Genomic DNA, 21,116 nt, shown 5'->3' with positions numbered 1-21,116 from the left:
TGGACGCCCAGCTGAGCGGCGCCGGGGGCGCCGCGCCCCGGGCCCAGCCGGTGATCGGCGCACAGCGGATGAACACGGGCCATTTCGCGACGCGCGTCCCGGTGCTGCCGAGCGGGCGGGCTGCGGGCGGCGCCGCGGGGCACCGGCCGGACGATCCGCCGTCGGGACTGACGGGAGTGGCCGCGGAGGCCGGCCGCTGCATGTCATGCGGCAGCTGCATGGCCTGCGATCTGTGCCACGACGCGTGCCCCTTCTACGCCATCGATCTGCTCGATTCGGGGGGCTACGAGATCGTGGCGGACGACTGCGAGAGCTGCGAAATCTGCGTGGCCGAGTGCCCGACCGGAGCGCTCGTAATGCCCTCACCCGAAATCGACATCGAGCCGCGGGTTATTCGCCCGCGGAGCAGTCGAGGAGCAACCGATCGGACGGCCCAACCAAGACGTTGAGCTTATTCGGGAGCAGCTCATCGTCAACCATAATACCCTGTTGAAGCAATACTACTGGGCAGTTTGAATAAACCTCAGTATACTCCGGGGGCGCGGTCCCGCACGGCCGGCCGCGGTGATCGCAGTTCACCGCGAGGCCCGAGCCGCGCCCGGGCCGCCGCGACACGCCAAGGATCATCAGCCACCAGGAAGAAAATCCCCATGTCATCGTCCGCAATCACTGGCCACAAGCTCCGCCGGGATCCCGATCTGACCAAGCAGGAGATTCTCGAGGCGGCCACCGAGGAGTTCGCCCTGCACGGCCCCTACGGGGCCCGCACCGAGGACATCGCGGAGCGCACGAACACCTCCAAGCGGATGATCTACTACTATTACGGCTCCAAGGAGGCGCTGTACGCGGCGGTGCTGCTGGAGAACTACATGAGGATCCGGAAGCTGGAGGCCGATCTGGGCCTGTCCGGGATGGAGCCGGTCGACGGGCTGGTACGGCTGATCAGGGCGACCCTCGACCACTACGAGGAGAACCCGAATCTGGCGCGCATCGTGGCGCTGGAGAACCTGCTCAAGCAGGGCCGTGTCGCGGCTCAGATCCCCGACTTCCAGAGGCTCAACGCGAGCGCGCCCGGAACCATCGCCGAGCTCTTGGAGCGCGGCCGGGCCGCAGGCGTGTTCCGATCCGGTGCGGGCGCGCCCAGCGCTCTGGACGTGCACCAGGTGCTGTCGGCCCTGGCCCTGAACCGCATCGAGCACCGGGCGACCTTCCGGACGGCCTTCGGACGCGACATGCTCGGGCGCCGGGACAACGCCCGTGTTCGGGCTCTCGTCGAGGAGACTGTGCTGCGCTTGGTGCTGGATGACCCGGAGGGCTATCTCGCCGGGCGCTGAGAACCGCCCTCAGCCCGCCAGGATCGCCGACCCCCCGGAGCGCTCCGCCGCGAGCATCGTCCCGATGCGTTCGCGCAGCACCCGCTTGGCGACCTTGCCGGAACTGGTGGTGGGGATCTCGTCGAGGTACTCGACCCGCTCGGGGATCTTGAACTTGGCGATGCCGCAGGAGACGAAGTAGTCGTGCAGATCGGCCACGGTGAGCCGCGGCTGGCCGTCGCGGGGCACCAGGAAGGCGCAGGCCCGCTGGCCCATGACCTCGTCGGGCATCGCCACCACGGCGGCCGACAGGACGGCCGGATGACACATCAGCGCGCGTTCCACCTCGGCCGCGCTGATGTTCTCCCCACCGCGGTTGATGACGTCCTTGCACCGGCCGGTGACCCGGATGTACCCGTCGTCGTCCATGATCGCCAGATCGCCGCTGTAGTACCAGCCGGCCTCGTCGACCGCGGCGGCCGTCAGGTCGGGCCGGCCCAGATAGCCGCAGAACACGGCCGGGCCGCGGGAGGCCTCCTCGCCCTCCACGCCGGGCGGGACGGGACGGCGAGTGACTCGGTCGACGATGCGGATCTCGGTTCCCGGGCAGGCCCTGCCATCGGTACTGAGCACCCGCTCGTCGCTGTCGTGGAAGGTGGTCATGGTGTGCGGCGCGGACTCGGTTGCGCCGTAGACCGAGTAGACGCGGATGCCCAGGTCGCGGGCGCGCTCCAGCAGCCGCCGCGGCACCGGCGAGCCGCCGCAGCACAGGAAGCGCATCCGTTCCAGCCCGGTGCCGCCGGTCTCGCAGGTGCACAGCATGGAGTCGATCACGGCCGGCACCGACATGCCGCAGGTGGCCCCGTAGCGGCTCGCCATCGCCGCCATCTCCGGGCCCTTCGTGTTGTCGCACAGCAGCGAGGTGCCCCGGGTGAGCATGGGCATCACGACCCCGTGCATGAAACCGGTCGCGTGGCCCACGGGCGCGGGCATGAGCATCCGGTCCTCGGGCCCCAGGCGCAGGGCGTGGGAGAAGCCGATCTCCGAGGCGATCAGATTGTTATGGCTCAGCATGACGCCCTTCGGCTCGGACTCGCTGCCGGAGGTGAACAGGACCGCGGCGAGATCCTCGCCGTGGACCGGCCGCCAGTCGCCCTCCGGTAGCGGCCGGGCGACCCCCACCGCGGCCGGGAGAGCGCCCGTGCCGTCGGACGCGTCGTGCACGAAGAGCACCTGCTGCAGACTGCCCACCTGCTCCACCAGTTCGGCGCCCAGCGCGCGGTGGTCCATCGAGCGGAAGACCGCCGGCATGAGCATGACCCGCGTGCCGCAGACGTTCACCGCGTGGCGCAGCTCGCTGAGCCGCAGGTTGGCCGAGAGCGGGTTGATCACCGCCCCCGCCTTCAGCACGCCGATGAAGACCGGCAGGAACTCGGCCCAGTTGGGCAGCTGGACGGCGACCACCTCGCCGGGGCGCACGCCCGCCCCCACGAGCCATCCGGCGAACCGGGAGGACAGCTCGTCCACCTGCGCGTAGGTGAAGCGGGTGCCCTCGCGGTCGATGACCGCGGTCGCGTCGGGGCAGGCGAGCACCGCGAGCCTCCACCAGTCGAGCAGGCAGTGCTCGCCCCACCAGCCGCGGGCGCGGAAACCGTCCCGCAACCGCGCCGGTACGGCGGCGAAGCCGGACTCGTGGCGTCTCGGCGTCCTTGACACGGTGGTCCCTCCTGTGCGTGCGCGGGGTCGGCGGCGCCCCTTGCAGAGCGGCTCAGAGCCTGTTGGCGTATTCCTTCTTGAGCTGACGGGCGATCACCACGGACTGGATCTGGTTGGTGCCCTCCATGATCTGGAAGACCTTGGCGTCGCGCATGAGCTTCTCGACCGGGTACTCCTTGGTGAAGCCGTTGCCCCCCATCACCTGGACGGCGTCCGAGACGACCTCCTGCTGAAGATCGGTGACGAACTGCTTGGTGATCGCGCCGTCCTTCTGCACGTCCAAGCCGAGGTCGACCCGGCGCATCGTCTGCTGCACCAGGGCCCGGCAGGCCACGATCTTGGCCGACATGCGCGCCAGGATGTCCTGCACCATCTGGAACTCGAAGATCGGCTGGCCGAACTGTTCGCGCTGCAGGGCGTAGACGGCCGCCTCGTCGAGCGCCCGCTGCATCATGCCGACCGCGATGGTGGCCATGAAGGGGCGGGAGACGTCCAGGCCCGACATCGCGATCCTGAAGCCGTCGCCCTCGGCGCCCACCAGGTGATCGGCCGGCACCCGGACGTCGTTGAGGATGAGATCGCACGTGTTGGAGGTGCGCAGACCCATCTTGTCCTCGTGCGCGCCGTGGCTCAGACCTTCGCGATCGGCCTCCACGAGGAAGGTGGAGATGCCGCGGTGCCCGGCCCCGGGGTCGGTCTTGGCCGAGATCAGGTAGATGTCAGCGATGCCGCCATTGGTGATCCAGCACTTCTGGCCGTTGAGCACGTAGTCGTCACCGTCGCGCACGGCGCTGGTCCGGATGGCCGCCGCGTCCGAGCCGGCGCCCGGCTCGCTGATCGCGAAGCAGCCCAGGCCGCCGTCGGCGATCGTGTCCGCGAACAGCCGCGCCTGCTCCTCGGTGCCGGCGAGCATGACATTGCGGAAGGCGACGAAGGTGGAGACCAGGGTGATGGCGTAGCCGGCGTCGACCCTGCCGAGTTCCTCGAAGACCATGGCACCGGTCTGGAAGTCGATGCCGGATCCGCCGTACTCCTCGGGCAGCTCGAGCATGTGCAGGCCCAGTTCGAAGGCGGACCGGAAGTCGGCCGGCTCGCACTGGGAGTCGCGATCGCGCTGGGCGACGCGGGGAGCGACCTCGCTCCAGACGAATTCCCGGACTGAGTCGAGCAGCAGTTGCTGCTCGTCGGTGAGTGGCTGGTTCATGATGCCCTTTCTTGGTGGTATGAACGTGCTCTTGCGTGTTGGCCCCGTCCGCGGACGGGGTCAGTCGGTGCCGTGCCGCGGGACACGGGGGCCGAAGAGATTGTCGGCGCGCAGGCTCGCGTACTCCTGTTCGTCGAGGGGGACCGCCTCACTGCTCCCGAGCCGGTCGCCGGGGATCCGGGAGGTCTCCGGGGACAGCGCGGCGGCAAGTGCGGCGAGCCCCGTGATGCCCAGGGTCATGGCCCCGACGACGAGTACGATCATCACCGTGCGCGTGCCGGGCGGGCAGACCGCTGCGAAGACCATCGCCATCAGGGAGGAGGCCGCGGTACCGATGTTCTGCCCGATCGCCATGCCGGTGACCCGCGTGGACGCCGGGAACTGTTCGGGGAAGAAGGCGGGGAACACGGCGTTGTAGCCCTGGTAGAGAGTGCCCCACATGAGCAGCGCCGAGCAGATCGTCAGCCACAGGATGCCCTGGGTGATGGCCCACAGGTAGAGGAAGGAGAAGGCCCCCGAGCTGAGTGCCCCGCCGATGACCAGGGGCCGGCGGCCCAGACGATCGGACAGTCGCGCGGCGACGGGGATCACGAGCACCGCGACGCAGTTGCCGAGCACCGGGATCCACAGGTAGACCGAGGCCAGCCAGCCGATTCCGTAGGCCCGCTGAGTGGCCAGCGAGGCCCCGAAGACCGTCGCCGTCACGGGCACGATATTGGTCAACGACATCGCGAAGACGCGCAGCACTGTTCCCGGGTTCTGGCTGAGGACGCGGCGGATCGGCGGCACGGCGGGGGCGTCGGCGGGCCTGGACTCCACCGTGCGCAGCCGCACGGAGAAACCCACCACGATGAGCAGGGCGCTGAGCAGGAAGGGCAGGCGCCAGCCCCAGGCCCGGAAGGCCCCGGCCGGCAGGAGGGCCGACAGCGGGATGAACACCAAGGCGCCGAAGATCTGCCCGATCTGGGCGCCCTGCAGGGTCACGGAGGCGCGCGAGCCGCGCACGCCGAGCGGGGTCTGCTCGATGATCAGCGTGGACGAGCCGGAGATCTCGCCGGCGACGGCGAAGCCCTGGACGAGCCTGCACAGCACCAGCAGCAGGGGAGCGGCGATGCCGATCCGGCCGTAGCCGGGCAGCAGCCCCACCGCGAAGGTGGAGGCGCCCATCAGCGCCATGGTGAGGATCAGGGTGAAGCGCCGCCCCACGCGGTCGCCGAGCCCGCCCAGCACGAAGGCGCCGACGGGACGCGCCACATAGCCCACGCCGAAGGTGCCGAGCGAGGCGATGATCGCCTGGGCGGGATCGGCGGAGGGGAAGAAGAGCTCGGGGAAGATGATCGCCGCGGCCTGCGTGTAGATGAAGAAGTCGTAGAACTCCAGGGCCGAGCCGACGGCCCCCGACCGGGCCGCGACCCGGCCCCGCTCCGGGCCGGCGCCGCGTTTCACGGCGCCCGGCGTCCATGGATGAGGCATCCGTGCCGTCCTCCCCTGTGTCCCCGGAATCGATGTGGTGCAGGGCCCGGAGCCGTCGCCGCTCGCCGGCCCGGGCCGTCGAGCGGCGTGGGCGGGGGTCCTTCTGCGGGCGCCCGTCGCCGACGGGCCCGGGTGCCGACCGGCGCGCCCCGCGGACGGACGGCATCCGCGACTCATGCGGGCCGCGTGGCCGCCAGGACGCCCTCGGAGGCGAGGATCTCGCCGATCCGCTGCTCGTCGTAGCCGAGCTCGGCGAGCACCGCCTCGGAGTCGGAGCCCTGGGCCCGGGTGAGTCTGAGCTCGGGATCGCCCTGCGAGGCGAAGCGCACCGGATTGGTCGGGATCATCCGCTCGTTCCCGCTCGGGCAGGTCACCGTGCGCAGCACGTCGTTGGCCTTGGCCTGCTCGTCGACGTAGATGTCGGTGGGCAGCTGGCAGGCCTCGATCGGCACGTCGTTGCTCAGCATCACCTCGAGCCAGTAGGCGCGGTCCCGCGCGGCGAAGGCCTCGTCCAGGATGTCGACCACCTCGCCGTTGAGCCCCTTGGCGTTGAGCTCGTCGCAGACGTTGTAGCGGGTGCTGCCCACCAGGTCGTCGCGGCCGATGAGCCTCATGAGCTTGTCGAAGTCGCGGTCGTACTCCGGCGCGCACAGCGTCATGAGCAGACCGTCGCCGGCGGCGTAGGTGTTGTTGAAGGGATTGATCACCTCGCGTCGGTCCTTCGGGTACTCGTTGCCGTACTGGGCCGAGATCATCGCGGTGTTGAGCATGAACGCGCCCGAGTGGAACAGGGAGGTCGTCACGTAGTCGCCCCGGCCGCTGCGCTCCCGCCCCAGCAGCGCCGCGAGGATCCCGGCCGCCAGCACGAAGGAGACCTGGAAGTCGCCGTAGCCGTTGGGCGGGATCATCGGCCGGCTGCCGCGGTTCACCGTGGTGCCGAGCACACCGCCGCGCGACATGCACGCGGTCATGTCGAAGCCGGGCGCGTCCTTGAGCGGGCCCTCGGCTCCGAAGCCGAGCACCTGCGCCATCACCAGGCGGGGGAACCTGGCATGCAGGGCGTCGAAGTCGTAGCCGAGCTTGACCAGCGATCTGACGCGGGTGGAGGTGAGGAACACGTCGGCGCCGGCGAGCAGGCGGTCCATCACCTCCCGGCCCGTGTCCTTGCGCAGATCCACCGTGATGAAGCGCTTGTTCATGTTGGACATGTCGAAGCCGAGGTTCTCGTCGTCGGTGTACGGGGTGCCGAAGACGGCGCCCTGGGTGCGCCCGGGATCGCCCTTGGGCGGCTCGACCTTGATCACGTCGGCGCCCCACTCGCCGAGCACGCGGGCCACGGTGGGGGCCGCCAGGAAGGCCGTCATGTCGACGACCCTGATTCCACGGAGCGGGTTCATGCCCATGTCACTGCCTTCCCGAAGAGGTTGTCGCGGTCACGAGTCCCACAGATCCCCGCCGGTGTCGATCAGCCCGCGGGCCGCGGTGGTGCGCTGCACGGTGGGCGGGCCCTCCTCGAGCCACATGGCTCGGCAGTCGCGGTAGAGCCGCTCGACCGGGCCGTACTCGCACTCCTCGAAGTAGCCGATGCCCCCGAGGATCTCGAGCATGTTGTCGGAGACGACCTTGACGCCGTCGATGGAGGCGAGTTTGCACAGCGAGGCCTGGGTCATCGGGTCCTCGCCCGCGTCGTAGCGGCGGGCCGCGTCGTGGATGGCCGAGCGCAGCATGTAGACCCACTTGCCCGACTCGGCGATCATCGTCTGGATCGCCTGGCGCTTGACCAGCGGCTTGCCGAAGGTGACGCGCTCCTTGGCGCGGGCGATCGAGATCTCGAGCATCCGCTGGGCCATGCCCAGGTTCGAGTCGGCGATGTGGAGCCGGGACAGGCCGAGCGAGTACATGGCCACGTGCAGGCCCTCGCCCACCTCGCCGAGACGGTACGCGTCGGGCACGCGGCAGTCGGTGAAGCGCAGGCCCGCATGGCCGGCGCCGCGGCAGCCCATCATGTGGGGCATGTCGACGATCTCGTAGCCGGGGGTGTCGAAGGGCACGAAGAAGGCCGTGAGTCTCTTGTCCTTGTCGGCCTCGGGGTTGGTGAGGGTGATGAGATAGGTGCCGTCGGAGCAGTCGGTATGACTGATCAGGGTCTTCTCGCCATTGATGACCCACTCGTCGCCGTCGCGCCGGGCATTGGTCTTGATGTCGGCGCCGGAGCCCGCCTCCTTCTCGGTCAGGGCGAAGTTGACGAACAGCGTCTTGTCCTGGAAGCGGGGCATGGCCCACTCCTTGAGGGCGGGCTGGGCGAAGTCGTCCATGATGCGCCAGTTGAGGCCGGCCGCGTGGTGCAGGTGCATGCGCATGCCGCCGGGCCCGCGCGAGAACTCCTCCTGCACCTTCATGATCTGCAGGGTGGACATGCCCCAGCCCCCGTACTCCTCCGGCAGGTAGAAGCGGTACAGGTTGTGCTCCTTGGCGAGCTCGTAGAACTCGTCGGGGAACTTGTTGGTCACCTCGATCTCGAGCTGCATCTCGTCGAACGGGCCCTGAGCGAGCTCCCGGACCTCCATGAGGTACTGCTGGAACTCTTCCTCGTTCTGTGGTTTCTTGGTCAGCATGGCATCTCCTTCGACGACCGAATCGGCGTGACACCCGTTGTCAACGTCCTGTCCATGGTCCAGCAAGTCTGCGAACTACCCGGATAGAACAAAGTTTAGCGACGTCGTCCGCCCCTGTCAGGGGACTATGGTCCCGACCCGTACCGCTGATCTGGAGCCATGGAACGAGCCGATGCCCCGATCGGGAGGACGGCTGGGCTCCGACCGCGGCGACGCGATGCCGCCGATGAGCCGGTGCGAACCAGCCCTTGGAAGGCGCCTGCGCCGGGCACTCGTCCACCGGGCGGGCCCTGCCTGACTCCGGCCGAGAACGCGGGGTTTCCGGTAAGCGCCGGCCCTGCCGGACTCCGGTCGCCTCCGGCAGCCCCGTTGTCGAGCCCGTCGCAAACCGCGACGAACGCGTCCTCGACGCCCCGGCCCCTTCGAACCGGTGAGCACCCGCAACCGGGACCTCGCACCCCCGCGCCGCAGCACATCCGCCATGAAGTGCTCGCCGGGCCTGCTCGGTTCCTGGGCGGGCGGGAGTACGAACGCACCCCCGCCCACGGGGTGCGGACCCGAAGAGGCCGGGCACCATCCAGGCACCCGGCCATCGGTCGGGCTGACAGGATTTGAACCTGCGACCCCTTGACCCCCAGTCAAGTGCGCTACCAAGCTGCGCCACAGCCCGCCGGGCCACTGCCGGCCCGCCGGGAAACTCTAGCCCACGTCGAGCCCGGTTTTCCAATCGCCGAGGCCGGTCATCACCACGGCCGGAGGGCCCGAGACGACACGGCCGCACCCGCCTCGCAGCCGCCGGCACACGACCACGGCCTCGTCCACGAACGGGCAGGATCGTTCTCACAGGATCTGGCCAGGGCACTCACAACCGTCACCAGAACTAGTCTGGCAACGCCTTTCCCCTGAGCCGAGGGATCGACTTAATTCGCTAACAGCGATCTGGACAGCTCCCCTGGGCCCCTAGGGGTGGTGGAAAAATCGATCGCACCGGGCCACCCCTAGCGCCCGCGATCGATTGCGACGGAGGAATCGACATGGAAGTGGATACCGTCCTGGAGGTCGAACGCGAGTTCGCCCAGCCGCGCGAAGTGCTGTTCAGAGCATTCACCGAGCCGGCCGCCTTCAGTCAGTGGTTCGCCCCGACCGGCTGGCACGTCGTGCCCGAATCCGTGGAGCTCAATCCCCAGCTGGGCGGGCGCATCCGTCACACCAAGGTGCACGATGACGATCCCGAGAGGATCTGGGTCGTCGACGGCATCTACACGGAGGTGTTCTACCCGGACGTGCTCGTCACTCGCCAGCGGATCAGCGGCATCCCCGGCATCGACCCGGCCAAGCCCGTCGAGCTGCGCGTCGAGTTCACACGCCTGGGCCAGGGCAAGACGCTGCTGCGCGTCGTGCAGGGCCCCTACACGGAGGAGGCCGCCCTCGACTACTCCGACGGTTGGGAGTCCATCCTCGACCATCTCCAGAACTATCTCGACGCCTCCAAGGACAACGCACGATGAGCGAGACAACGACCGCTACGACGACCGTCATCAGGCGCAAGCCGATGATGTCGATGAAGCAGATCCTCCTGATGAATCTGGGCTTCTTCGGCATCCAGTACTCCTTCGGCATGCAGCAGACGGCCATCAACCCGATCTACAACTTCCTCGGCGCCTCGGCCGACGAACTCCCGCTGCTGAACATGGCCGGCCCGATCACCGGCCTGTTCATCCAGCCGCTCATCGGTTCGCTGTCCGACCGCACCTGGAGCGAGCGCTGGGGCCGGCGCAAGCCCTTCTTCCTCATCGGCGCCGTCGGCTGCGCCGTCTGCCTGTTCTGCTTCCCCTTCGTCTCGGCCATCTGGATGGCGGCCCTGCTGCTGTGGCTGCTCGACGCCTCGAACAACACCGCCATGGAGCCCTACCGCGCCTTCATCGCCGACAAGCTGCCCCCGAGCCAGACGGCCAAGGGATTCCTGGCGCAGAGCTTCTTCACCGGTCTGGGCATCACGCTGGCCAACATCTCGCTCTTCCTGTTCCAGCACGTCCTCTCGGGCATGACGGCGGCCGGCCTGCCGTACTGGGTGTTCGGCTCCTTCATGCTCGGCTCGGTCTGCTCGATCGGCACCGTGCTCGTCTCGGTGCTGACCACCCCCGAGATCCCGCCCTCGCCCGAGGAGCTGGCGCGCCTGCGCTCGAAGCAGAGCGGCAACGCCCTGGCCGGCATCTGGACGGCCATCGTCGAGATGCCCGCCCAGCTGCGCAAGCTCGCCCTGGTCTACCTGTTCCAGTGGTACGCGATGAACGTCTACTGGCAGTACGTGTCGTTGTCGGTCGCCAAGAGCGCCTTCGGCACCAGCGACACCCACTCGTCAGCCTACGAGTCGGCGGTCACCTGGACCGGCCTGATCAACGGGGGCTACAACGTCGTCACCTTCTGCGTGGCCTTCTTCCTCGTGTCCTTCGCCAAGAGGCACGGCGCCAAGTGGGTGCACGCGTCCTGCCTCACGCTCGCGGTGATCGGGCTGTTGATCTTCCCGCACCTGGGCAACAAGTTCCTGCTGTTCCTGCCGATCATCGGTCTGGGCGTCGCCTGGGCCTCCATCATGGGCGTGCCCTACATCATGGCCGTGCGCATGGTGCCGTCGAGCCGCTACGGCGTCTACATGGGCATCATCAACATGATGATCGTCATCCCGCAGCTGCTGGAGACCCTCACCTTCGGCGCGATCTACAAGCACCTGCTCGGATCCAACCCGACCAACGCCATCACCTTCGCGGCGATCCTGCTCGGCTGCGCCGCACTGGCGATGCTGTGGATCAAGGAGCCGCCGATCGTGCGCGACATGGATGACGTCACAGCACCGGCGCAGGTGCAGATGGGGGAGAAGTGATCATGCAGCTCGACCGTTACAAGAAGATCCTCGTCGGCACGGACGGCTCGTCGCTGGCCAGCCCGACCGTCACCCGTGCGGCCCGCCTGGCCGTGACCGACGACGCGGACCTGATCATCGTGTGCGCCTATACGAAGATGCCGGCCCGAGAGGCGGCGAAGGAGCCCAATCTCGAGGGCTCCGTGGCCACGCTCGGCCAGGTGCCCGGCACCGAGGCGGCCACCCTGGCGCTCCAGGAGGCCATGCAGACGGCGCACGCCGAGGGCGCCCGCGTGACAGCGGCCCTGCTCGTCGACGCCGAACCCGCCGCCGCGATCCTCGAGACCGCACGCGACCAGCTGGTCGACGCCATCGTCATCGGCGCCATCCGCGACACCTCGATCGTCGGACGGCTCCTCGGCACCGTGTCCTCCGCCGTGGTGCGCCGGGCCCACCGCGACGTGCTCATCGTGCGCCCAGTGCCGGGCGAGGAGGAGCCGAACGTGGCCGAGGACGTCGAGATCGCCCCGGCCCCGGAGGACTGAGCCATGAGCCTCGATGCCCCCACCGCCCAGTCCCTGGAACTGCGCTGGGACCGCTACGCCCCCCAGATCGCCGTGTCCCTGGCCCGTCTGTACCCCGACCGCGCCGCCGAGATCACCGAGCGGCTCAAGACGATCATCACCGGCGCGCTGACGAAGCGCTCCGACGACCTGAAGCGGCTCGACGAGGCGCGCCTGCTGCGGCCGGACTGGCTCCAGCAGCCGGACATGACCGGCTACGTGTGCTACGCCGATCGTTTCGCCGGGGACCTGCGGGGGGTCAAGACCCACGTGGACTACCTGGACGGGCTGGGAGTGCACTATCTGCACATCATGCCCTTCCTCAGGCCCCGCGACGGCGAGAACGACGGCGGCTACGCCGTCGCCGACTACCGCGCGATCCGCCCCGACCTGGGCACCATGGACGACCTGGAGGACCTCACCGGCGAACTGCGCGAGCACCGCATCTCGCTGGTGATGGACCTGGTGATCAACCACGTGGCCGCCGAGCACGAGTGGGCCCGCAAGGCCCGCGAGGGCGACAAGAAGTACCGCGACTACTTCCTCATGTACCCGGACCGCTCCGTCCCCGACGCCTACGAGCGGACGCTGCCCGAGGTGTTCCCGGACTTCGCCCCGGGCAATTTCACCTGGAACGACGACGCACAGGCCTGGGTGTGGACCACCTTCAACGACTACCAGTGGGACCTCAACTGGGCCAATCCCGACGTGCTGTGCGAGTTCGTCGACCTCATGTGCTGGCTGGCGAACAAGGGCGTCGAGGTATTCCGTCTGGACGCCATCGCCTTCACCTGGAAGCGCATGGGCACGAACTGCCAGAACCAGCCCGAGGTGCACGATCTCGTCCAGATCATGCGCGCCTGCATGCGCATCGCCGCCCCCGCGGTGGCCTTCAAGGCCGAGGCGATCGTCGCCCCGGAGGATCTCATCGCCTACCTGGGCACCGGCGAGCACTACGGGCTGGTCTCCGACATGGCCTACCACAACGAGCTGATGGTGCAGCTGTGGAACTGTCTCGCCACGGCCGACGTCAGGATGACCGAGACGGCCCTGGCGAACATGCCGGCCAAGCCCCCCTCGGCCACCTGGGCCACCTACGCCCGCTGTCACGACGACATCGGCTGGGCCATCTCGGACGCCGACGCCGCCGCGGTGGGGGTCGACGGGTACGACCACCGCCGGTTCCTGTCCGATTTCTACTCGGGCGAGTACAAGACCTCCTTCGCCCGCGGCCTCGTGTTCCAGGCCAACCCGCTGACGGGGGACAGGCGCATCTCGGGCTCGGCGGCCAGCCTGGCCGGGCTGGAGAAGGCGCTGGAGGAGGGCGATGAGCACGGCGTCGACATGGCCATCGCCCGCATCCTGCTCGTGTACTCGATCGTCTGCGGTTACGGGGGAGTGCCGCTCATCTACATGGGCGACGAGCTCGGCATGCTCAACGACACGGACTACGCCCGCGACCCGGCCCACGCCGACGACAACCGCTGGGCGCACCGGCCCTTCATGGACTGGGCCCTCGCCGAACGGGTGGGCCAGGACGAGGAACTGCCCGCGGCCCGCCTCAACAGCGCGATCCGCCACGTCCTGCAGGTGCGCGCCGCGACGCCCCAGCTGCACGCCGGGTTCGCCACCGAGGTGGCCGTCAGTCCGGACCCGCGCATCCTCATCCTCAGGCGCTGGCATCCGCTGGGGCCCCTGGTGGAGGTCTACAACGTCAGCGAGCAGATGGTCGACCTGCACCACGGCGCGCTCACCCAGCACCTGGGCTACAACGCCCGCGAGCTCATCGGCGGCTACGACTACGACCTGCGTCCGGCCACGATCGGCATCTGGCCGTACCAGGCGGCCTGGTTCATCGCAACCTGAGTGGTGGCCCCACCGGGCGGTCCGGCCTGGCGGCGACCGCCCGGTGGGGTGCTCGCCAGTGCGCCCGGGTCTGCGAGAATGGGCGGCAGCAACGAACCTCGAGTGGGGGATGACCGTGCCTCAGCACATGAACGTGGAGAGTTTCAACCTGGACCACCGCACCGTGGCCGCGCCGTTCATCCGGGTGGCCGACGTCAGACGCCTGCCCGCCGGGGACGCGCTCACGAAGTACGACGTGCGCTTCTGCCAGCCCAACAAGGAGCACCTCGAGATGGTGGCCGTGCACTCCATCGAGCACTCCTTCGCCGAGTGCGTGCGCAACCACAGCGATGCCGTCATCGACTTCGGTCCCATGGGCTGCCAGACCGGCTTCTACCTCATCATGGCCGGGGAGCCCGACGTCCCGGCCACCTGCGACCTGGTCGAGCGGACCCTGCGCGACGTCCTCGGGCTGACCGAGGTGCCCGCGGCCAATGAGGTCCAATGCGGTTGGGGCGCCCACCACAGCCTGGAGGCGGCCCAGGCCGCGGCCTCCGAGATGCTCTCCCACCGCGGCGAATGGGAGCAGGTCATGGCCTGAACCCGATCGCATCCAGCCAGATTCGCACCGCCGGTGCGCGTGCTGCGCCCGGGACGAAAGGAGCCGCTCGACGATGGGCGCGACCAACGGAGCTACGCGCATCGAGGCGATCGACCGCGCCCTCGCCCTGCTCGACGACCTGTCGCGAGCGGGGACGGACGGATCCTCGCTGGCCGGTATCTGCGCACGCGTCGGGATGAACAAGTCGACCGCCTATCGCGCGCTCACGACGATGCGCGGGCGCGGCTACATCCAGCAGGACGTCGAGACCGGCAACTACTCACTCGGCCCGGCCGCCTTGACACTGTCGTCCAGGTACTTCGAGGGCGACGCCCTGGTCTGGAGCATGCACCCGGTCATCGTCGCCCTCTCGCGCGAGACCGATGAACTCGTCCATCTCGGTGTGATGCGGGGCGACAAAGTCATCTACCTCGACAAGGTCGAGCCTTCGCGCATCATCCGCGTGCGGTCCGACATCGGTCGTGCGGTGCCCGCCGCGAACACTGCGCTGGGAAGATCGATCCTGGCCTTCACGGGGGTCGGGCGCCAGCAGCTCAGCGCCTACGCCCCAGCCGACGGGCCGCCCCGGACCGAGCACCTGTGGGAGATGATCGGGTTCGCCCGCAGGCACGGTTATTCCTTCGAGGTGGAGGAGTACGAGCCGGGCATCGCCTGCTTCGGTGTGGCCCTTCTGCGCGCTGGCCAGCCCGTCGGGGCGATGAGCGTGACGACCTTCGCCTCCTCTTTCACCGCCGAGCGTCGGGCGGAGTTGCTCGAGGCCGTCTCGAGCGTCGTCCCGCCGTTGCTGCCGAGCGGCATCAACCTGCCTGAACTGCGCCGCTGAGCCGGTCCCGCTTCGCGGCACGGTCCGTCCCCCGGCGCACCCCGGGAGCCGTCAGCGGCCCCTCTGGACGTATGCTCTAGATGTTTCTCGGAACAAACTATATATTTCACTTGCAGAAACATGAATCGAGCGAAGGACCCGATCCTCCATGCATCGAAAGGGGTCTCCTCCATGCCCGTGGACCTGGCCGTCATCACGGCCCACAGGATCATTCCCGTCATCGCCCTCGGCAGCTCCGACAAGGCCGACGGTCTCGCCCAGGCCCTCGTCGACGGCGGTCTGCCCATCGCCGAGGTGACCTTCCGCACCGATGCGGCCGCCGAATCCATCCGGGCGATGGCCGATCGGGGCGACATCCTCATCGGCGCCGGCACCGTTCTCGACGTCGAGCAGGTGCACCGCGCCCTCGACGCCGGGGCAGTCTTCATCGTCAGCCCCGGCTACAACCAGGCGGTCATCGACGAGTGCCTCGGGCTCGGCGTCCCCGTCCTGCCCGGCGCCGCCACTCCTTCCGACATGACCGCCGCCGTCAATTCCGGACTCGACACCGTCAAGTTCTTCCCGGCCGGCGCCTGCGGCGGCCCCGGGACCATCAAGGCCCTGTCCGCCCCGTTCCCGCAGATGCGGTTCGTCCCCACCGGCGGCGTCAATGCCGCCAACATCGGCGAGTACCTCGCCCTCGACTGCGTCCCCGCAGTCGGCGGTTCCTGGATGGTCCCGCCCGGACTCGTCGACGCCGGCGAGTTCGACCGGGTCACCGGACTCGTCGCCGAGGCCGTCGCCGCTGTCGAGAACCGCCGGGGAGGACGACGATGACCGCCGGTATCACCCTCCGCCCCGCCAACCAGTGCGCCTTCGACGCCGCCGGCCTCGGCGAGGTCATGCTGCGCCTCGACCCGGGCGAGGGCCGCATCCGCACCGCCCGTGCCTTCCGCGTCTGGGAGGGCGGCGGCGAGTACAACGTCGTCCGGGGCCTGCGCAAGGTCTTCGGCCTGCGGTCCACCGTCCTGACCAGTCTGGTCGACAACGAGATCGGTCACCTGGTCGAAGAGCTCATCGAGGCCGGCGGCGTCGACACCTCGAACATCCTCTGGGCCCCCGGCGACGGCGTGGGCCGCACGGTCCGCAACGGCCTGAACTTCACAGAGCGCGGCTTCGGCGTGCGCGGCTCGGTCGGCGTCTCCGACCGCGGCGCTACGGCCATCTCGCAGGCCGGGGCCGGCGATTTCGACCTCGACGGGTTGTTCGGCAGGGCCGGCGTGCGCTGGCTGCACACCGGCGGCATCTACGCCGCCCTGTCCGAGCAGGCCGCCCGGACGTGCATTGACGTCGTCAAGGCGGCCCACGAGGCCGGCACGATCGTCTCCTACGACCTGAACTACCGTCCGAGCCTGTGGCGGGCCATCGGCGGCCGGACCCGCGCCCAGGAGGTCAACCGCGAGCTCGCCGAGTACGTGGACGTCATGATCGGCAACGAGGAGGACTTCACCGCCGCCCTCGGCTTCCAGGTCGAGGGCGTGGACGAGGACCTCACCGAGTTGCCCGTGGACGAGTTCAGCGCCATGATCGACCGCGTCGCGACCGTCTACCCGAACTTCAAGGTCATCGCCACCACCCTGCGCGGCGTACGCTCGGCCTCCAGCAACGACTGGGGCGCCATCGCATGGAGCGCACAGGACGGCCTCGTCCGGGCCACCCAGCGCAACGCCATGGAGATCCACGATCGGGTCGGCGGCGGTGACTCTTTCGCGTCCGGTCTCATCTACGGCCTGCTGAACGACGAGCCCCTGCAGACCTGCGTCGAATACGGCGCCGCCCATGGGGCGCTGGCCATGACGACCCCCGGCGACACCTCGATGGCCTCCAAGGCCGAGGTGCTCAACCTGGCCGGCGGCGGCAACGCCCGCGTCGACCGCTGAACCGGCGGGCCGCCCGACTCCCGCCAGCGGCCGCACGAGACGCGCCGGGCAGGGCACTGCGCGGCTCACGGCGCGTCTCGTGCACGCGTCCGACACGTGATGAGAAAATTCCTCAGTGAGTCCTCTCCAGAGCTCCCAGGCCCACGCGGAGCACGCCCGCGCCGACAGGCGCCGGTGGTGGGGACTCATCGCCCTCACCATCGCGCTGCTCATGGCGTCGATGGACAACACGATCCTCAATGTCGCCCTGCCCACCCTGGCCCGTGAGCTGCACGCCACCAACGACGCCCTGCAGTGGACCGTGGACGCCTACCAGCTCACCTACGCGGGCTTCCTCCTGGTGGCCGGCAGCCTCGTCGACCGCTGGGGGCGCAAACGCACCTTCATAACGGGCGTGGCCCTGTTCGGCGCGTGTTCGCTCGCCGCCGGTTTCGCCTGGGACACCGCCGTGCTCGTCGCGGCGAGGGCCCTCACCGGCATCGGCGCCGCCCTCCTCACGCCGTCCACGCTCGCCGAGGTCTCCGTGCTCTTCCGCCGCCCTGCAGAGCGGGCAACGGCCTTCGCCATCTGGTCCGGCGCGAATGGCGCCGGCGCCGCGGTGGGCCCGCTGCTGTCGGGCGCCCTGCTGGGACGTTTCACCTGGTCGTCCATCTTCCTGATCAACGTGCCGCTGGCCGCGGCCTGCGTCCTGGCGGGCACCTGGCTGCTGCCGCGCACCGCGCCGGAGCGGAGCGATGAACGCGTCGACTGGCTCGGCACGGTCGCCTCGATCGTCGGCCTGTCGGTACTGTGCTGGGCCGTCATCTCCGCTCCCGGCCTCGGGCTCGCCTCCCCGCTCGTCATCGGCGCCGCCGTCATCGGACTCGTCGTGCTCGGCCTCTTCGTCTGGGTCCAGGCGCAGACCGCATCCCCGCTCCTGGACCTGGCGCTGTTCAAACGCCGCCCCTTCGCCGTCTCCGTCTCGGTCTCGGGCCTGGTCACCGGCGGGGGAGCAGGCGCCCTGTTCGTCCTGACCCAGTACATGCAGTACGTACTGGCCTTTTCGCCGTGGCAGTCCGGGCTGGCGATCATGCCGGTCGCGGCCTGCATGCTCGTCGGCGCCGTCAGCGCCCCGAAAGCACTTACCGCGATCGGCATCAAGCGCACCGTCGTCGCCGGACTCCTCCTGGTCACCGGCGGTTTCACCGGCCTGGCCGCAGCCGGCCCGTCCATGGCCTACTCGCACCTGGTCGTCGGAGCCTGCGCCTTCGGCCTGGGTGCCGGCGTGCTCCTGCCCGCCGCCACGCAGGCCGTCATGGACTCCCTGCCACCCGGCTCGGAGGGCGCGGGCTCGGCCACCAACAGCGCGCTCATGCAGGTGGGCAGCGCCCTCGGCGTGGCCGTCATCGGCAGTCTGCTGGCCTCCACCTACCGGGTCAGCCTCGCCGGCAGGGCGGTGATCGCGGGCCTGGACGAAGCCACCCGCGAGAAGGTGCTGAGCTCCGCCGGCGAGGCCTTCTCGATGGCGCTGGGCGGCATGGGCGACCTGCTCATCGCCATGCGCGAGGCCTTCTCCTCCGGCATGGCCCTCGGCCTGGGCGTCTGCGCCGGTGTCGTCGCCATGGCGACCATCGCGGTCATCGCCCTGTACCCGATGCACGCCCCGACCGAGCCCGCCGCCGAGCCGGCCGGGCAGCCCGCCGGCACCGTCCCAGGGCAGAGTTGATGCACCTGACCGCCGCCCTTGCCCCGGCGGGTCCCCGTCCGAAACGGCATGCGGGCAGCGGGCCCCGCACACCGCAGGCGGTGGCGCTGCGGCTGCCGTTCTTGGATCGGGAGGACAATCGGGCACCGTGCGGAACCCGCCCACGGGCGAGCGGCCGCGCGTTATCGACCCGGTCCACGGACAACAGGACCGGCAGGGTCATGGCGCCAAGGGCTATAGTTCTTCCCAGCAATCAACGTGCCCGGGGTCGGTGCAAACCCGAACCGGCGGTGACAGCCCGCGAACCAGTTCTGCTGGCCGAATCGGTGGAATTCCGATGCCGACGGTGACAGTCCGGATGGGAGAGCACGTGCAGGCTCGCAGGGGGCCGTGACGGCGCATGCCGCGCACGACCGCTGCGTACACTGACTGCGCCCCGGTCGCAACGAGGCGGCAGGAGACGCGCAGCAGATGAGGACGATCAAGGCGAACCGACCGGCAGCACCGCTCGTCGTGCGCATCGGCGCACCTGCGGCCGTTCTTCTCGTCCTGCTCACCGCCTGGCACCTCATCGCCCTCTCGGGCACCGTCCCGACCGCTCTCCTTCCGGCGCCCGGCAGGGTCCTCACTCGTCTGGTGGCCGATCTGCGGACCGGCGACCTGTTGGCCCGCACGCTCGTGACGGTCTGGGAGGCCGTTCTGGGCTGCGCCCTCGCCACCGTCATCGCGCTGCCGATCGGCTACCTGATCGCCCACATCCGTTCGGCCGAGGCCGCGTTCTCCCCGTACCTGGCCGCCTCGCAGGCCATCCCGGCCGTGGCGATCGCACCGCTGCTGGTCATCTGGGTCGGCTACGGCTTGGTGCCGATCGTCCTGCTGTGCGCCCTGCTCGTCTTCTTCCCGCTCGTCCTGGCGACCGTTCTGGGCGTTCGCGGCATCGACGACGAGATCACCGAGGCCGCTGAGCTCGACGGCGCCTCCGGGCTGCCCATGATCGTCCATGTCGAGGCTCCGATGGCCCGCACGGCGATCCTCACCGGCATCCGCAATGGCTTCACCCTGTCGATCACCGGCGCCGTCGTCGGCGAGTTCGTCATGGGCGGCGAAGGCCTGGGCGCGATCGTCTCGGAGGAGTCCGCCAGCGCCGACACCGCCGGCCTGTTCGCCACGATCATCGTGCTGTGCGCCCTGGCCACGGCCGTCTACCTGGCGCTCGTGCTCGTCGAGCACCTCACCGATCCCTACCGCGGCCCCCGAGGGGCCGGCCCCAGCCCCGGGGCCGATGCGCAGGGCCCCGGACCCGGCGCCGGCGGCCGGCGCCCCGTCCCGGGCTTCCCGCCCGAGCGGGCCCGCACCGCCGACAAGGACAAGGAGCTGATCGCATGATCCTTCCCCATTCCCGCCGCCTGTGGCAGGCCCTGCTGCCGGTCCTGGGCCTGCTGCTCCTCGTCCCGGCCTGCTCCACCGGCCCGTCGGCTGCGCCCGGATCCTCCGCGGGCGGTGACAAGATCGTCGTCGGCCTGACCTATACGGCCGACGTCCAGTTCTCGCCGTTCTACGTGGCCGCCGAGAAGGGCTACTTCGCGGACGAGGGCCTCACCGTGACGCTGCGCCACCACGGCGCCTCCGAGTCCCTGCTCGGCGCTCTGCAGGCCGGCACCGAGGACGTCGTCTACGCCGGCGGCGACGAGATGATGGTCAACCGCGCCTCGGGCGTCGATGTCGTCGATTTCGCCACGGTCTACCAGACCTATCCCGGCGAGCTCATCGTCCCGGCCGACTCCCGGATCGACTCCCCGGCCGACCTGAGAGGTCGCCCGATCGGCGTCCCCGGCAAGTACGGCGAGACCTGGTACACGCTGCTGGCCCTGCTCAACGAGGCCGGTCTGAGCCAGGAGGACGTCGACATCCAGACCATCGGCTTCACCCAGCAGTCCGCCCTCATGACCGGCAAGGTGGACGCCGTCGTCGGTTTCTCCAACAACGACGCCGTCCAGTTCGAGCAGGCCGGTTTCGGCGTCCGCGGGATCGCTCCGAGCACGGGCACCCCGCTGGTCGGCCTGGGCCTGGGCGCCATGGCCGGCACCGTCTCGGAGCACGGCACCGACCTGGTCAAGCTGCTGCACGCCGTCCAGCGTGCCGCCGCCGACTGCGCCTCGGACCCGGACGAGGCCGTCGGACTGTCCGCGAGGTACGTCACCACGCTGACCGACGATGAACAGCGCGCGAAGGCCAAGGCGACCCTCGAGGCCACCAACGCCCTGTACGGCGACGACTTCGGCGCGCAGGACGCCGAGACCTGGAACGCCATGAGCGCCTTCCTGGCGGCCAAGGGCATCACCGCCGAGACCGTCGATCCGCAGGCGGCGTACACCTCGCTGGGCTGATCCCCGCCCGGGGACGGACGGGCGCACCCCGGCCGCACCCGCGGGACGGTGCACGGATGCGGCCGCACCCACGACTAGAGTTGAGCCGCGAT

Annotated in this window: 18 protein-coding genes, 1 tRNA gene and 1 riboswitch; of the genes, 13 read left to right on the top strand and 6 right to left on the bottom strand. The window is 69.5% G+C overall.

The window, feature by feature from the left end; translation table 11 throughout:
* Together R2N01_RS01625 and R2N01_RS01620 are read left to right on the top strand one after the other, a co-directional pair.
* Positions 1-449, top strand: a 449-nt coding sequence (locus R2N01_RS01625) for a 4Fe-4S dicluster domain-containing protein (protein ID WP_316667779.1), incomplete at its 5' end; no start/stop codon positions are given.
* 201 nt (positions 450-650) lie between these two features.
* On the top strand, positions 651-1,334 hold the full coding sequence (locus R2N01_RS01620) for a TetR/AcrR family transcriptional regulator (RefSeq protein WP_316667777.1): 684 nt from the start codon (positions 651-653) through the stop codon (positions 1,332-1,334).
* Positions 1,335-1,343: 9 nt separating this feature from the next.
* Here R2N01_RS01620 and R2N01_RS01615 read toward each other — a convergent pair whose 3' ends face one another.
* The 6 genes from R2N01_RS01615 to R2N01_RS01590 all read right to left on the bottom strand — a co-directional run bounded on the left by R2N01_RS01615 (position 1,344) and on the right by R2N01_RS01590 (position 8,991).
* On the bottom strand, positions 1,344-3,029 hold the full coding sequence (locus R2N01_RS01615) for an AMP-binding protein (protein WP_316667775.1): 1,686 nt from the start codon (positions 3,027-3,029) through the stop codon (positions 1,344-1,346).
* A 52-nt stretch (positions 3,030-3,081) separates the two neighbouring features.
* Positions 3,082-4,233, bottom strand: coding sequence for an acyl-CoA dehydrogenase family protein (locus R2N01_RS01610; RefSeq protein ID WP_316667773.1), 1,152 nt, complete (start codon positions 4,231-4,233; stop codon positions 3,082-3,084).
* 60 nt (positions 4,234-4,293) lie between these two features.
* Positions 4,294-5,706: an MFS transporter gene (locus R2N01_RS01605; protein ID WP_316667771.1), complete on the bottom strand. Its 1,413-nt coding sequence runs from the start codon at positions 5,704-5,706 to the stop codon at positions 4,294-4,296.
* A gap of 173 nt (positions 5,707-5,879) precedes the next feature.
* Positions 5,880-7,103, bottom strand: coding sequence for a CoA transferase (locus R2N01_RS01600; protein WP_316667769.1), 1,224 nt, complete (start codon positions 7,101-7,103; stop codon positions 5,880-5,882).
* 36 nt (positions 7,104-7,139) lie between these two features.
* Entirely contained in the window at positions 7,140-8,321 is a 1,182-nt protein-coding gene (locus tag R2N01_RS01595) for an acyl-CoA dehydrogenase family protein (RefSeq protein WP_316667767.1), read from the bottom strand.
* A 596-nt stretch (positions 8,322-8,917) separates the two neighbouring features.
* Positions 8,918-8,991 (bottom strand) — tRNA-Pro (locus R2N01_RS01590).
* Between the two features lie 364 nt (positions 8,992-9,355).
* Here R2N01_RS01590 and R2N01_RS01585 point away from each other — a divergent pair.
* The 11 genes from R2N01_RS01585 (at position 9,356) to R2N01_RS01535 (ending at position 21,024) form a co-directional block, all read left to right on the top strand.
* The gene (locus tag R2N01_RS01585) at positions 9,356-9,829 is read left to right on the top strand and encodes an SRPBCC domain-containing protein (RefSeq protein WP_316667765.1); all 474 of its coding nucleotides are present in this window, start codon (positions 9,356-9,358) and stop codon (positions 9,827-9,829) included.
* A complete protein-coding gene (locus R2N01_RS01580; RefSeq protein ID WP_316667763.1) occupies positions 9,826-11,202 on the top strand; it encodes an MFS transporter in 1,377 nt (458 codons plus the stop codon). The genes R2N01_RS01585 and R2N01_RS01580 overlap by 4 nt, the downstream gene beginning before the upstream one ends.
* A 2-nt stretch (positions 11,203-11,204) precedes the next feature.
* The gene (locus tag R2N01_RS01575) at positions 11,205-11,726 is read left to right on the top strand and encodes a universal stress protein (protein ID WP_316667761.1); all 522 of its coding nucleotides are present in this window, start codon (positions 11,205-11,207) and stop codon (positions 11,724-11,726) included.
* A 3-nt stretch (positions 11,727-11,729) separates the two neighbouring features.
* Positions 11,730-13,610, top strand: coding sequence for an alpha-amylase family protein (locus tag R2N01_RS01570; protein ID WP_316667759.1), 1,881 nt, complete (start codon positions 11,730-11,732; stop codon positions 13,608-13,610).
* Positions 13,611-13,719: 109 nt separating this feature from the next.
* Entirely contained in the window at positions 13,720-14,190 is a 471-nt protein-coding gene (locus R2N01_RS01565; protein ID WP_316667757.1) for an S-ribosylhomocysteine lyase, read from the top strand.
* Between the two features lie 73 nt (positions 14,191-14,263).
* Positions 14,264-15,034, top strand: coding sequence for an IclR family transcriptional regulator (locus R2N01_RS01560; protein ID WP_316667755.1), 771 nt, complete (start codon positions 14,264-14,266; stop codon positions 15,032-15,034).
* Positions 15,035-15,205: 171 nt separating this feature from the next.
* Positions 15,206-15,850 (top strand): bifunctional 4-hydroxy-2-oxoglutarate aldolase/2-dehydro-3-deoxy-phosphogluconate aldolase, encoded by a 645-nt coding sequence (locus R2N01_RS01555; RefSeq protein ID WP_316667753.1) that lies wholly within the window; start codon positions 15,206-15,208, stop codon positions 15,848-15,850.
* The gene (locus tag R2N01_RS01550) at positions 15,847-16,953 is read left to right on the top strand and encodes a sugar kinase (protein ID WP_316667751.1); all 1,107 of its coding nucleotides are present in this window, start codon (positions 15,847-15,849) and stop codon (positions 16,951-16,953) included. The genes R2N01_RS01555 and R2N01_RS01550 overlap by 4 nt, the downstream gene beginning before the upstream one ends.
* Positions 16,954-17,068: 115 nt before the next feature.
* Entirely contained in the window at positions 17,069-18,658 is a 1,590-nt protein-coding gene (locus R2N01_RS01545; RefSeq protein ID WP_316667749.1) for an MFS transporter, read from the top strand.
* Positions 18,659-18,891: 233 nt separating this feature from the next.
* A riboswitch (FMN riboswitch) is annotated at positions 18,892-19,011 on the top strand.
* Between the two features lie 97 nt (positions 19,012-19,108).
* Positions 19,109-20,023: an ABC transporter permease gene (locus R2N01_RS01540; protein ID WP_316667747.1), complete on the top strand. Its 915-nt coding sequence runs from the start codon at positions 19,109-19,111 to the stop codon at positions 20,021-20,023.
* Entirely contained in the window at positions 20,020-21,024 is a 1,005-nt protein-coding gene (locus tag R2N01_RS01535) for an ABC transporter substrate-binding protein (RefSeq protein ID WP_316667745.1), read from the top strand. Before R2N01_RS01540 ends, R2N01_RS01535 begins: the two co-directional genes overlap by 4 nt.
* Positions 21,025-21,116 lie beyond the last annotated feature (92 nt).

Source organism: uncultured Propionibacterium sp., from assembly GCF_963539965.1.
Lineage (GTDB): Bacteria > Actinomycetota > Actinomycetes > Propionibacteriales > Propionibacteriaceae > Propionibacterium.
The sequence above is the reverse complement of the archived record's forward strand: the minus strand, read 5'-3'. Positions and strand labels throughout refer to the sequence as shown.